This window comes from Klebsiella sp. MISC125 (assembly GCF_051131775.1).
Taxonomy (GTDB): Bacteria; Pseudomonadota; Gammaproteobacteria; order Enterobacterales; family Enterobacteriaceae; genus Klebsiella.
Map to the genome: position 1 here is coordinate 5161119 of NZ_CP180448.1, position 13053 is coordinate 5174171.

A 13053-nucleotide genomic window follows, 5' to 3' on the forward strand; every position below is an offset into this window, starting at 1 on the left:
AAGTTGCGTGAAACTACCCCGGCCATATCACCTGCCGGGGTAGCTAAATAATTAGATATCCTTAACTTTACAGGTCATAAACAGCGTCACCAGCGAAATAGCGGCAATGGTCCAGTAAACGCTGGCATGTCCATAGCTCTGCGACACCGCCCCCTGAATGACCCCAGCCAGAATCACCCCAGTGGAGATACTGTTGGTGAACAGCGTCGTTGCCGCCCCTGCCCTTCCGGGCATCAGGTCCTGAAACCACAGCATACCAATCCCGGCGACGATGCCAATAAACACGGCGTTAAACAACTGTAGTGCCAGCAACGCCACCCGGTCGTGAAACAGAATCAGGCCGACATAAAACAACACGCCTGCCGCAACCGCCGCTACCATCATGTTGCGTTTGCCCCAGCGTTTAACGTAGTAGCCCGCCAAAATCATTGCCGGAATTTCCAGTCCGGCGGCGGTCCCCATCAAAATCCCCGCAAGACTATCCGGCAGACCCAGATCGCTGCTGATCCACAATGGCATATCGATGATATACATCGTGTTGCAGGTCCACATCAGGGTAGAGGCGATAAACAACATACGCACGTTTTTATCGTGCCACCCCCCAGCCTGCTGTAGCACTTCCGCACCTTCCGAAGGCTGCTCAACGCGGGCAACCGACGGCAGCTTGAAGGCAATCAGCGCCAGGCTGATGACAAAAATGCCCGCCGCTATCGTAAACATGGTGGTAAAGCCGTAATTCAGCGCCAACATAAAAGCCAGCGGTGGGCCAATCACCCACGCCAGCGAGAGCTGAGCACGCATTATCGAACTGAACATCACCACTTCACGCGCCGAACTATCGGCATATTCCCGCGCCAGCGCAAAAAGCTGCGGCATCGCGGCATTCGCCACCGAAGCCAGCATCACCCCGCAGGTAATCAGCGTCAGATAATGACGATTAAATGCAAACAGCAGCGCATTGCCTACCGCCATCAGGCAGCAGAACATAATCAAGCGCCGACGATCGCCCCGACTATCGGAGCGCTTAGCCAGCGCCAGGCTGACCAGAATCCCGGCAATCGCGTTAACCGTATAGAAAAGCCCCACCCAGAAAGGCTGTGCGCCCACTTCGCGGCTAAGAAATAAACTGAGCGTTGGCGCCTGTAGCGCACCAGCGATTCCCATCATGAAAGCGACCAGCATAAAAGCGGCGTAAACGCCGTTAAGACGTCGCCCCATCGTCATTAACCACAGCATGTCATGTCCTTAAACCACGCGAAGAAAACGAAAAAAGCCAGCAGAGGTTTTCTGCTGGCGGGTGATTTTACACCAATACTCAGTCACACATGATGTCTGCAAGTCAATGATCAGAGGTCTGCGACGTAACTCCCCACTGCATCAGTTCGCCAAGAATTTCCTGCTGTCTTCCTGCCATCAGGCGGGCCAGCCAGGACGCATCCTGCGTCGCAGAAAAGTAGCGTAGGTAGAACTGTTTTGTGGTTGACCTCATCATATTCACCTCCTCACTTCATCGAGGTTGATTATTGACTTAATATAGGAAGTAATAAATTGCTGAGTTTTTATCAGGAGTTCCCCTTTTATGTCTTCCGGTCGTTTACAACAGCAGTTCATCCGCTTATGGCAGTGCTGCGACGGCAAGTCGCAGGAGACAACGCTTAATGAGCTGGCAGATATGTTGAGCTGCTCGCGTCGTCATATGCGTACCTTACTGAATATGATGGAAGAGCGCGGCTGGCTGACCTGGGAGGCGGAGGTCGGGCGCGGTAAGCGCTCCCGGCTGGCTTTCCTCTATACCGGTCTCGCCTTGCAACAACAGCGAGCGGAAGACCTGCTTGAGCAGGACCGAATCGATCAACTGGTGCAACTGGTTGGCGATAAAGCCGCCGTCCGGCAAATGCTGGTTTCCCATCTCGGCCGCAGCTTCCGTCAGGGGCGGCACATCCTGCGCGTACTTTACTACCGTCCAATGAAAAATCTGCTGCCCGGTAGCGCGCTGCGCCGCTCGGAAACGCACATCGCCCGGCAGATTTTTAGCGCCCTGACGCGAGTAAATGAGGAAAATGGGGAACTGGAAGCGGATATAGCTCACCATTGGCAGCAAATTACCCCAACCCACTGGCGTTTTTTTCTGCGTCCTGGCATTCATTTTCATCATGGACGTGAACTGGAAATGGAAGATGTCATCACCTCCTTACAGCGTAGCAACGCGCTGCCGCTGTTCTCTCATATCGAGCGCATAGACTCCCCTACCGCATGGACGCTGGATATTCATCTCAGTCAGCCCGATCGTTGGCTACCGTGGCTGCTCAGCCAGGTTCCAGCGATGATCCTGCCACACGACTGGCAGTCAATGGACAACTTCTCCAGCATCCCCATAGGTACCGGCCCTTATGCGGTCGCCCGCAATAACCAAAACCAGTTGAAGATCCATGCCTTCGATGATTATTTCGGCTATCGGGCCTTGATCGATGAAGTTAACGTCTGGGTGCTGCCGGAAATCAGCGAAGAACCCAATGGCGGATTAACGCTCCAGGGCACCACGGAGAGTGAAAAAGCGGTGGAAAGCCGTCTGGAAGAGGGTTGCTACTATCTGCTGTTCGACGCCCGCAGCCCGCTCGGCAGCAACACCGCGGTTCGCCAGTGGTTAAGCTACCTGTTCCAGCCCGCCAGCCTGCTCTATCACGCTGGTGAACATTATCAGGGCAACTGGTTCCCGGCCTACGGCCTGCTACCCCGCTGGCACCATGCGCGCAGCCACGCTTGCGAAAAACCGCCGGGACTGGAGACGGTCAGGCTGACCTATTACCAGGACCACGTCGAGCATCGCTTGATAGGTGGGATTATGGCGACGCTGCTGGCCGAGCATCAGGTCAAACTAGAAATTCAGGAGCTGGAGTACGAAGAGTGGCATCGCGGCGAAGTGGTCAGCGACGTGTGGCTCAATAGCGCCAACTTCACGTTACCGATCGATTTTTCCCTGTTTGCATGGTTGTATGAAGTCCCGCTGATTCGCCACTGTATTCCCATTGATTGGGAGCAGGACGCCAGCCGTTGGCGCGCAGGAGAGCTTAATCCGGCCACCTGGAGCCAGCAGCTGTTGGCCAACCAAACCATTGTGCCGCTCATACACCATTGGCTGATGATCCAGGGGCAGCGCAGCATGCGCGGCGTGCGCATGAATACCCTCGGCTGGTTCGACTTTAAGTCCGCGTGGTTTGCGCCACCGGAGCCGTAAGGCTTTCCGTCAGCTAACAAAATCATTACACTAACTGCCGTTCTCAACGGGGTGCTAATAAACATACGCAATATCATTCAAGTTGCATCAAGCCAGCAAGCGGGTGAATCCCCTGGAGCATAGATAACTATGTGACTGGGGTGAACGCGCGAAGCTAACGCAGATACGGCTTGAAGGATGAAGCGTATGGGCTGAGAAAATACCCGTCGAACCTGATCCGGATAACGCCGGCGAAGGGATTTGAGGCCCACTCAAAATCCTTTGCCACCCCTTTTTTCTGAGGTGCAAAGTGTTGAAAAAATTACTCCCGCTACTGGCGCTGGTCGCTGCGCCCGTTTTCGCCAAACCACTCCTGACCGTTTATACCTACGACTCTTTCTCCGCCGACTGGGGACCAGGTCCGGCGATTAAAAAAGCTTTTGAAGCCGACTGCAACTGCGAGCTGAAGTTTGTGGCGCTGGAAGATGGCGTCTCGCTGCTCAACCGCCTGCGCATGGAAGGTAAAAACAGCAAAGCCGATGTCGTGCTTGGGCTGGATAACAACCTGCTGGAAGCTGCTTCCCAGAGCAAACTGTTCGCCAAAAGCGGCGTACCAGCCACCGCGCTCAGCGTGCCTGGCGGCTGGGACAACGATACCTTTGTCCCCTTTGATTACGGCTACTTCGCCTTTGTTTACGATAAAAATAAGCTTAAAAATCCGCCGAAAAGCCTGAAAGAACTGGTTGAGAGCGACCAGAAATGGCGGGTGATTTATGAAGATCCGCGCACCAGTACGCCGGGCCTTGGCCTGCTGCTGTGGATGCAAAAAGTCTACGGCGATAAAGCCCCGGAAGCCTGGCAGAAGCTGGCGGCGAAAACCGTTACCGTCACCAAAGGCTGGAGCGAAGCCTACGGCCTGTTCCTGAAAGGTGAAAGCGATCTGGTACTGAGCTACACCACCTCCCCGGCCTATCACATTATCGAAGAGAAGAAAGATAACTATGCCGCGGCGAACTTCGCTGAGGGCCACTATCTACAGGTCGAGGTTGCCGCCCGCACCGCAGCCAGCAAGCAGCCGGAACTGGCGGAAAAATTCCTCAAATTTATGGTATCTCCTGGCTTCCAGAACGCTATCCCGACCGGCAACTGGATGTATCCGGTCACTCAGGTTGCGCTCCCGGCAGGCTTTGACACGCTGATGAAACCGCAAACTACCCTCGAGTTTACCCCGCAGCAGGTGGCGACAGACCGCCAGAACTGGATCAGCGCATGGCAACGCGCCGTCAGCCGCTAACTTTCGGCTGGCTTCTGCCGGGCCTGACGGCGGCCACTTTGTTGGTCGCCGTCGCGCTGGCCGCTTTTATGGCGCTCTGGAACAGCGCACCGGATGCGGCCTGGCGTACGATCGTCAGCGATAGCTATCTCTGGCACGTGGTACGTTTCTCCTTCTGGCAGGCGTTTCTTTCGGCCCTGCTTTCGGTAATTCCGGCGATTTTCCTCGCCCGCGCCCTCTATCGTCGACGCTTCCCCGGACGCACGCTGCTACTGCGTCTGTGCGCAATGACCTTAATCCTACCGGTGCTGGTCGCGGTGTTTGGTATTCTTAGCGTCTATGGCCGCCAGGGCTGGCTCGCCGAATTATTTAACGCTTTCGGCTGGCAGTGGGAGTTCTCGCCCTACGGGCTACAGGGGATCCTGCTGGCGCACGTGTTCTTTAATATGCCGATGGCCACGCGCCTGTTACTTCAGACGCTGGAAAACATCCCCGGCGAGCAGCGGCAAATCGCCGCCCAGCTCGGGATGCGCGGTTACGTCTTCTTCAGGCTGGTTGAATGGCCGTGGCTGCGTCGGCAAATTCCACCTGTCGCCGCGCTTATTTTTATGCTCTGCTTTGCCAGCTTTGCGACCGTGCTATCGCTGGGCGGCGGCCCGCGAGCCACCACCATCGAACTGGCGATTTACCAGGCGCTTAATTTTGACTACGACCCGGCGCGCGCCGCGATGCTGGCGCTTATCCAGATGATCTGCTGTCTCGGGCTGGTATTGCTCAGCCAGCGCCTGAGCAAAGCCCTTGCCATCGGGGCCAGCAACATCCACGGCTGGCGCGATCCCGACGACCGACTACACAGTCGCTTAAGCGATTTTGCGTTGATCACCGCAGCGCTCATGCTTCTGCTGCCTCCGCTGCTGGCGGTAGTATTCGACGGTCTGAACAGCAATCTGTTTAGCGTGCTGCGCCAGCCCGCGCTATGGCAGGCGCTATGGACTTCACTGCGCATCGCCCTTGCTGCTGGCGTCTTAAGCGTCATTCTGACCATGATGTTGCTGTGGAGCAGCCGCGAGCTTCGCGCCCGCAGTTACCCGCTGGCCGGACAGGCGCTTGAACTCAGCGGGATGTTAATCCTCGCGATGCCCGGCATCGTACTGGCGACCGGTTTCTTCCTGCTGCTCAATAACAGCGTGGGCCTGCCGGAATCCGCCGATGGCATCGTGATTTTCACCAATGCGCTAATGGCGATTCCTTATGCGCTTAAGGTGCTGGAAAACCCTATGCGCGATATCGCTACCCGCTATGGCACGCTGTGCCAGTCGTTGGGGATGCACGGTTTTACCCGCTTATGGGTGGTTGAGCTTCGCGCTTTAAAACGTCCGCTGGCCCAGGCTCTGGCCTTTGCCTGCGTGCTGTCGATTGGCGATTTCGGTGTCGTGGCGCTGTTTGGCAACGAAAACTTCCGCACCCTGCCGTTCTACCTGTATCAGCAAATTGGCTCTTACCGTAGCCAGGACGGAGCCGTTACCGCCCTGCTGCTCCTGCTGCTGTGCTTTGTACTCTTTAGCGTGATTGAAAAACTTCCGGGGCGTGATGCTAAAACTAAATGATGTGACCTGGCTTTACCAGCATCTGCCGATGCGCTTTACGCTCGGCGTTGAACGCGGCGAGCGCATTGCGGTTCTTGGTCCCAGCGGCGCGGGGAAAAGCACGCTGCTAAACCTGATTGCCGGTTTTTTACCGCCCGCCAGCGGCAGTATCTCCATCGACGGCCAGTCCCATACCCATACGCCGCCCGCGCGCCGTCCGGTATCGATGCTGTTTCAGGAAAATAACCTCTTTAACCATCTGACCATTCGCCAGAATATTGCGCTCGGGATGAATCCGGGGCTTAAGTTAAATGCCGAACAGAAAGACCGTTTGCAGGCTATTGCCGGGCAGATGGGTATCGATTCGCTGTTGGAACGCCTACCGGGCGAGCTGTCCGGCGGCCAACGGCAGCGTGCGGCGCTAGCGCGTTGTCTGGTGCGCAAGCAGCCGGTACTGTTGCTGGATGAACCCTTTTCGGCGCTCGATCCCGCTCTGCGTCAGGAGATGCTGGTGCTGGTCGCCGACGTTTGTCAGCAGCAGCAGTTGACGCTATTGATGGTGTCGCACAGCGTGGAAGATGCGGCTCGCATTGCGCCGCGTTCAATCGTGGTCGCCGAGGGGAGAATCGCCTGGGATGGCACAACTGCCGAACTGCTCAGCGGCAACAGCAGCGCCTCGTCGCTATTGGGGATTAGCGCAAAATAACCTTATGCAGGATCTCAAGATAGACCGGCATCAGCGGATGGCGGAAGGCAAAAGTCAGCGCCACTCCGGCGGCAATCAGCATCAGCGGCGTCAGCCACAGCAGGCGAAAGCGCGGCAGGAAGCGGGTTAAGCGATCGCCCGAACTTTTGGCGCTGCGCCACAGTCGCCAGCACAACCACGCAGCCAGCCACGCCAACAGCGCCGCCCCCAGCAGCAGCCACTTAAAGCTGGCGCTATGCTCATCGGCCGGAATATCAATCGCCGCTCCGGCCAGAATTCCTGGTAAAAAGTAGAGCGGCGGCCACAGCAGGCAGCCAATAATATTAGGCGGAATAAATTTCGCGACCGGCAGGTCAAGCATTCCGGCAACCATCGGCACCAGCGGGCGCGTCGGTCCGACGAATCGACCAATCAAAATGGTGAACATACTGTGCTGATGCAGCGCATGTTCGGTTTTATCGAGCAGCGCTTTGTTTTTCTTCAAAAAAGACCAACGGTGCAGCGGCTTCTTAAAGCGCCAGCCAAGCCAGAACGAAATCCAGTCACCGAGCAAGCAACCAATAATCCCCGCCAGCCACGCCTGCCAGAAGTTAACTTCACCGCTGCCGATCAGCGCGCCCAATCCGGCCATCATTACCGTTCCCGGTAAGATAAGCCCCACCAGCGCCAGCGACTCCAGGAAGGCAACCAGCAGAACGGCTATCAGGGAATAGACCGTGGATTGAGTAATAAAGTGTTCCAGCAATGCTTGCATAATGTACCCGGTTTAAAAACGAAGCACGGATTCTCCGGAGCCGCCAATACTTCGTCAAGCCATCAATTGTTTGTATAGTTTACTGGCAGTGTTAATAATCCGGGTGATCATTTCACTTTCTTTACTTTTTATTCACATCCCGCACGGAACTCACTCGGGCTGGCGCCGGTGCATTTCTTAAATACCCGGGAAAAGTACAGTTGGTCCTCAAAGCCCACGTTGCGACCTACGGTGGCGATTGGCATCCTCGTGGTGCTGAGCAGTAGCTTGGCCTGGCTAATTCGCTGATCTTCCCGCCAGCCGAGTACGCTGATGCCCAGTTGCTGGCGGAACAGATGCGATAAGCGCGACGGAGACAGGCACACATGTTGGGCGACGCTGGCAATATCAAAATGGCTGTCCGCCAGATGATCGCTAATGTACTGACAGGCATCGCGCACCCGGTTATCCAGCGGCGGGTGCAGCGACTCGTTGATCGCCTCCATGCGCCTTAGCAGCAGTTGCTCCATCAGGTTTATCGCCAGCAGCTCGGAATAACGCCCAGCCCCCTGCCCGGCATCAACAATTTGACCAAACAGTTCGCAAAAACGCGTCTGCCACTGCTCATCGGGGCGAAAAAAACCGGTCTGGGCAAAAATCGTCGGCCAGTTCAGCCATTCATGCCAGTAGGCGCGCGGCCGGAAGTAAACCCATTGGTGATACCACTCCCGGGCATCAGGGTGGCGCCCATAATGGTGAATCTCCCCCGGCGGGAACAACAGCATATCGCCGGGTCGGCAGATAAATTGCTCTCCGTGGTTGTTGATTACCCCTTCGCCGCGGATCGTCAGGTTCAGAATATACCCCTTCATACCCAGCGGGCGGTCAATGAAGAAATCCAGATAGCCTTCTGCGTCAATTGGCGTCAGGCCCGTCACCAGATGGGCATTAAAGGAGTAACCCGGCAATAAAGGATCGTTTTGCGTTTCGGCCATAAAATCAGCTCTCCCGGAGACATTTTGGACACCAATTGTCCATACCTTGTATTTTATCGTCTGGCTGACAGCCCGTACTGCGACGTGGATTAGAAATCGAATTAAAACCCGCCTTCTCTCGGCAAAAACTGAGCACAGCGCACAATTCATACGCATTCAGCACATAACTGAAGTGTCTATAAATACGGCAGAAAAGTCCACATTGAATATTTGCACGGCGTCACACTTTGCGACCTCACAGCAATATAGTCCATAAGATTAGCGAATACAGCCTGACGGTTTTCGGCACGAATATCTACTGTTTCACCATGAATGTTTTTTAGCATGGAGTAACAGAATGGCAATTGCGATTGGCCTCGATTTTGGCAGTGATTCAGTACGCGCCCTGGCAGTGGAATGCGCGACCGGCGAAGAGCTCGCCGCAAGCGTCGAATGGTATCCGCGCTGGCAGGAGGGGCTGTTCTGCGATGGCCCGAACAATCGGTTCCGCCATCATCCACGTGATTACATTGAATCAATGGAAGCCGCGCTGAAAAGCGTCCTGGCGTCATTGAGCGCCGAACAACGCGCCGCCGTCGTGGGTATCGGCGTCGACAGCACTGGCTCAACGCCCGCGCCGATTGATGCTGACGGCAATGTCCTGGCGTTACGCGAAGAGTTCGCCAACAACCCTAATGCCATGTTCGTACTGTGGAAAGACCACACGTCGGTGGAAGAGGCGGAGGCCATCACCCGTCTGTGCCACCAGCCAGGCAAAGAGGACTACTCTCGCTATATCGGCGGCATCTACTCCAGCGAGTGGTTCTGGGCCAAGATCCTCCATGTCACCCGCGAGGATAGCGCCGTTGCCAAGGCCGCAACTTCGTGGATTGAGCTGTGCGACTGGGTTCCAGCCCTGCTTTCCGGCACCACCCGCCCGCAGGATATTCGTCGTGGCCGCTGCAGCGCCGGGCACAAATCACTGTGGCACGATAGCTGGGGTGGCCTGCCGCCGGCCAGCTTCTTCGATGAACTCGACCCCATTCTTAACCAGAACCTGACCTGGCCGATGTTCAGCGAAACCTGGACCGCCGATTTACCTGTCGGCACGCTGACCGCCGAATGGGCGCAGCGCCTGGGTCTGACGCAAACCGTCACCATCTCCGGCGGCGCTTTCGACTGTCATATGGGCGCAGTCGGTGCTGGTGCCCAACCTAACGCGCTGGTCAAAGTTATCGGTACCTCAACCTGCGACATCCTGATTGCCGACAAACAAAGCGTTGGCGAACGTACGGTGAAAGGGATCTGCGGCCAGGTAGACGGTAGCGTGGTGCCTGACTTTATCGGTATGGAAGCCGGACAATCCGCGTTTGGCGACATCTATGCCTGGTTTGGCCGCATTCTTGGTTGGCCGCTCGAGCAGTTGGCGCTCGCGAATCCGGAGCTGAAAGAGCAGATCAAAGTTAGCCAAAAACAGCTGCTACCTGCGCTGACCGAAGCCTGGGCGAAAAATCCGTCCCTCGAACATCTGCCGGTGGTGCTGGACTGGTTTAACGGTCGCCGCACGCCGAACGCAAACCAGCGTTTGAAAGGGGTGATTACCGACCTGAACCTCGCCACCGACGCTCCGGCGCTGTTCGGCGGACTGATTGCCGCTACCGCTTTCGGCGCACGCGCCATTATGGAGTGCTTCACCGAACAGGGTATTCCGGTCAATAACGTGATGGCGCTTGGCGGCATTGCGCGGAAAAACCAGGTAATCATGCAGGCCTGCTGCGATGTATTGAATCGCCCGCTGCAAATCGTCGCTTCCGATCAGTGCTGCGCTCTGGGCGCCGCCATCTTTGCCGCCGTCGCCGCTGGCGTGTACCGCGATATTCCGACCGCGCAGGAGAACATGGCCAGCCAGGTGGAAAGTACCTTGCAGCCGCGCCCTGAGCAGGCACAACGTTTCGAACAACTCTATCAGCGCTACCAACAATGGTCGGTCAGCGCAGAACAACTCTATCTCCCTTCGACTGCAAAGGCGGAAACAGCCCCGCAATCCCAGGCAGCTCTCACCCATTAAGGACATGAAAATGACAATTTTTAATAACTATGAAGTGTGGTTCGTTATTGGTAGCCAGCATCTGTATGGCCCAGAAACGCTGCGTCAAGTCACGAAGCATGCCGAACATGTGGTGAATAGCCTCAATGCGGAAGCCAAACTGCCGTGCAAACTGGTGCTCAAACCGCTGGGCACCACCCCAGATGAAATCACCCATATTTGCCGCGACGCGAACTACGATGATAAGTGCGCCGGGATGGTGGTGTGGCTGCATACCTTCTCGCCTGCCAAAATGTGGATTAACGGCCTGACTATCCTCAATAAACCGCTGATGCAGTTCCATACCCAGTACAACGCGGCTCTGCCGTGGGACAGCATCGATATGGACTTTATGAACCTGAACCAGACCGCACACGGCGGCCGCGAGTTCGGTTTCATCGGCGCGCGTATGCGTCAGCAGCACAGCGTGGTGACTGGCCACTGGCAGGATCAGGAAGCTCATCAGCGCATCGGCTCATGGATGCGCCAGGCGGTATCAAAACAGGATACTCGCCATCTGAAAGTGTGCCGTTTCGGCGACAACATGCGTGAAGTGGCGGTCACTGACGGTGATAAAGTTGCCGCGCAAATCAAGTTCGGCTTCACGGTTAACACCTGGGCAGTGGGCGATCTGGTGCAGGTGGTTAACGCGGTCACTGAGGGTGAAATCAGCGCGCTGATCGATGAGTACGAAAGTACCTACCGACTGACGCCTGCGGCGCAAATCCACGGCGATAAGCGTCAGAACGTGATTGATGCTGCACGCATCGAACTGGGGATGAAGCGCTTCCTCGAACAAGGTGGGTTCCATGCGTTCACCACCACATTTGAAGATTTACACGGCCTGAAACAGCTTCCGGGTTTGGCCGTACAACGTCTGATGCAGCAGGGCTACGGCTTTGCGGGCGAGGGCGACTGGAAAACCGCCGCTCTGCTTCGCATCATGAAGGTGATGGCAACTGGTCTGCAGGGCGGCACCTCTTTTATGGAGGATTACACCTACCACTTCGAGAAAGGCAACGATCTGGCGCTGGGCTCACACATGCTGGAAGTCTGCCCGACCATAGCTACCGCCGAGAAACCGATTCTCGACGTGCAGCCGCTGGGCATCGGCGGTAAAGCCGATCCAGCGCGTATCATTTTCAATACCCAGACCGGCCCGGCGATCGTCGCCAGCATGATCGATCTCGGCGATCGCTATCGTCTGTTGGTTAACACCATTGAAACGGTGAAAACCCCGCACGATCTGCCGAAGCTGCCGGTGGCTAACGCCCTGTGGAAAGCCCATCCGGACCTGCGCACCGCGTCTGAAGCCTGGATTATCGCAGGCGGCGCGCACCACACCGTCTTCAGCCACGCGCTGACCCTGGACGATATGCGCCAGTTCGCCGAACTGCAGGATATCGAGCTGACCGTCATTGATAACGAGACCCGCCTGCCATCGTTCAAAGATGCGCTGCGCTGGAACGAAGTTTATTACGGTTCAAAACGTTAAGAGGCCGTTCCCCTCACCCTAACCCTCTCCCCAGCGGGGAGAGGGGACCGATCGAGCGCAATGCCGCCTTTCTCCCTCTCCCTTCGGCTGAGGAGGAAAGTTCAAGCGCGGTCCGCCTTTCTCCCTCTCCCTTCGGGAGAGGGCCGGGGTGAGGGAAACCTGACTCGCCTGCTATTTGGAGTACATTATGTTAGAAGATCTCAAACGCCAGGTACTGGAAGCCAACCTGGCCCTGCCAAAGCACAATCTTGTCACCCTTACCTGGGGCAACGTCAGCGCCGTCGACCGTGAACAGGGCGTACTGGTGATTAAACCTTCCGGCGTCGACTACAGCGTGATGACCGCCGAAGACATGGTCGTGGTCAGCCTTGAGACTGGCGAAGTGGTTGAAGGCAAGAAAAAACCCTCTTCAGATACGCCAACTCACCGCCTGCTGTATCAGGCATTTCCAACGCTGGGCGGCATCGTCCACACCCATTCGCGCCACGCCACCATCTGGGCGCAGGCCGGGCAGTCGATTCCCGCTACCGGTACCACCCACGCCGACTATTTCTACGGCGCGGTTCCCTGCACCCGCCTGATGACCGACGACGAAATCAATGGTGAATACGAGTGGGAAACTGGCGAGGTGATTGTCGAAACCTTCCGTGAAAAAGGCATCGATCCGGCGCAAATGCCCGGTGTACTGGTGCACTCCCACGGCCCGTTTGCCTGGGGGAAAAACGCCGAAGACGCTGTGCATAACGCTATTGTGCTCGAAGAGATCGCCTATATGGGCATCTTCTGCCGCCAGCTGGCACCGCAATTACCAGATATGCAGCAAACGCTGCTGGATAAACACTATCTGCGTAAACACGGGGCGAAAGCCTATTACGGGCAGTAAAACTCCACAACCGTCTGCAAGTCTGGTAGCCCGGACAGGTGCGAAGCGCCGCCTCCGGGAACGGATGCCCGCCACACCTGTATAAAACCCCAGCACCATTGCA

The 13053-nt window shown here is 56.5% G+C and carries 11 protein-coding genes; 7 read left to right on the top strand and 4 right to left on the bottom strand.

Annotated elements, in window-relative coordinates:
- Positions 1 to 51: 51 nt before the first annotated feature.
- Positions 52 to 1236 (bottom strand): sugar efflux transporter, encoded by a 1185-nt coding sequence (locus ACMYSL_RS24180; protein WP_182236309.1) that lies wholly within the window; start codon positions 1234 to 1236, stop codon positions 52 to 54.
- Positions 1237 to 1339: 103 nt separating this feature from the next.
- The gene (sgrT, locus tag ACMYSL_RS24185; protein ID WP_110272583.1) at positions 1340 to 1492 is read right to left on the bottom strand and encodes a glucose uptake inhibitor SgrT; all 153 of its coding nucleotides are present in this window, start codon (positions 1490 to 1492) and stop codon (positions 1340 to 1342) included.
- 87 nt (positions 1493 to 1579) lie between these two features.
- On the opposite strand from sgrT, the gene sgrR reads away from it, so the two are divergent.
- The 4 genes from sgrR (at position 1580) to thiQ (ending at position 6779) form a co-directional block, all read left to right on the top strand.
- Positions 1580 to 3235 carry an HTH-type transcriptional regulator SgrR gene (gene sgrR, locus ACMYSL_RS24190; RefSeq protein ID WP_434660134.1) on the top strand — a complete coding sequence of 552 codons (1656 nt, stop codon included), beginning with the start codon at positions 1580 to 1582 and terminating at the stop codon, positions 3233 to 3235.
- Positions 3236 to 3524: 289 nt separating this feature from the next.
- A complete protein-coding gene (thiB, locus tag ACMYSL_RS24195) occupies positions 3525 to 4508 on the top strand; it encodes a thiamine ABC transporter substrate binding subunit (RefSeq protein WP_182236305.1) in 984 nt (327 codons plus the stop codon).
- Entirely contained in the window at positions 4484 to 6094 is a 1611-nt protein-coding gene (gene thiP, locus ACMYSL_RS24200; protein ID WP_434660136.1) for a thiamine/thiamine pyrophosphate ABC transporter permease ThiP, read from the top strand. The genes thiB and thiP overlap by 25 nt, the downstream gene beginning before the upstream one ends.
- Positions 6078 to 6779 carry a thiamine ABC transporter ATP-binding protein ThiQ gene (thiQ, locus tag ACMYSL_RS24205; RefSeq protein ID WP_434660138.1) on the top strand — a complete coding sequence of 234 codons (702 nt, stop codon included), beginning with the start codon at positions 6078 to 6080 and terminating at the stop codon, positions 6777 to 6779. Before thiP ends, thiQ begins: the two co-directional genes overlap by 17 nt.
- Here the strand turns inward: thiQ and ACMYSL_RS24210 are convergent.
- Both ACMYSL_RS24210 and araC read right to left on the bottom strand, forming a co-directional pair.
- Positions 6766 to 7533 (bottom strand): DedA family protein, encoded by a 768-nt coding sequence (locus tag ACMYSL_RS24210; RefSeq protein WP_434660139.1) that lies wholly within the window; start codon positions 7531 to 7533, stop codon positions 6766 to 6768. The genes thiQ and ACMYSL_RS24210 overlap by 14 nt on opposite strands.
- Before the next feature lie 128 nt (positions 7534 to 7661).
- On the bottom strand, positions 7662 to 8507 hold the full coding sequence (gene araC / locus ACMYSL_RS24215) for an arabinose operon transcriptional regulator AraC (RefSeq protein ID WP_110272589.1): 846 nt from the start codon (positions 8505 to 8507) through the stop codon (positions 7662 to 7664).
- A gap of 337 nt (positions 8508 to 8844) precedes the next feature.
- Here araC and araB point away from each other — a divergent pair, with 337 nt between their 5' ends.
- From araB to araD, 3 genes are all read left to right on the top strand, one after another.
- A complete protein-coding gene (gene araB / locus ACMYSL_RS24220; RefSeq protein WP_434660141.1) occupies positions 8845 to 10554 on the top strand; it encodes a ribulokinase in 1710 nt (569 codons plus the stop codon).
- A 10-nt stretch (positions 10555 to 10564) separates the two neighbouring features.
- A complete protein-coding gene (gene araA / locus ACMYSL_RS24225) occupies positions 10565 to 12067 on the top strand; it encodes an L-arabinose isomerase (RefSeq protein WP_110272591.1) in 1503 nt (500 codons plus the stop codon).
- 187 nt (positions 12068 to 12254) lie between these two features.
- On the top strand, positions 12255 to 12950 hold the full coding sequence (gene araD / locus ACMYSL_RS24230) for an L-ribulose-5-phosphate 4-epimerase (protein WP_182236295.1): 696 nt from the start codon (positions 12255 to 12257) through the stop codon (positions 12948 to 12950).
- The last annotated feature ends 103 nt before the right edge of the window (positions 12951 to 13053 follow it).

Coding starts and splice junctions, on each gene's coding strand:
- araB (WP_434660141.1), top strand. CDS start 8,845: ATGGCAATTGCGATTGGCCTCGATTTTGGCAGTGATTCAGTACGCGCC.
- araA (WP_110272591.1), top strand. CDS start 10,565: ATGACAATTTTTAATAACTATGAAGTGTGGTTCGTTATTGGTAGCCAG.
- sgrR (WP_434660134.1), top strand. CDS start 1,580: ATGTCTTCCGGTCGTTTACAACAGCAGTTCATCCGCTTATGGCAGTGC.
- thiP (WP_434660136.1), top strand. CDS start 4,484: ATGGCAACGCGCCGTCAGCCGCTAACTTTCGGCTGGCTTCTGCCGGGC.
- ACMYSL_RS24180 (WP_182236309.1), bottom strand. CDS start 1,236: ATGCTGTGGTTAATGACGATGGGGCGACGTCTTAACGGCGTTTACGCC.
- araD (WP_182236295.1), top strand. CDS start 12,255: ATGTTAGAAGATCTCAAACGCCAGGTACTGGAAGCCAACCTGGCCCTG.
- ACMYSL_RS24210 (WP_434660139.1), bottom strand. CDS start 7,533: ATGCAAGCATTGCTGGAACACTTTATTACTCAATCCACGGTCTATTCC.
- sgrT (WP_110272583.1), bottom strand. CDS start 1,492: ATGATGAGGTCAACCACAAAACAGTTCTACCTACGCTACTTTTCTGCG.
- thiQ (WP_434660138.1), top strand. CDS start 6,078: ATGCTAAAACTAAATGATGTGACCTGGCTTTACCAGCATCTGCCGATG.
- araC (WP_110272589.1), bottom strand. CDS start 8,507: ATGGCCGAAACGCAAAACGATCCTTTATTGCCGGGTTACTCCTTTAAT.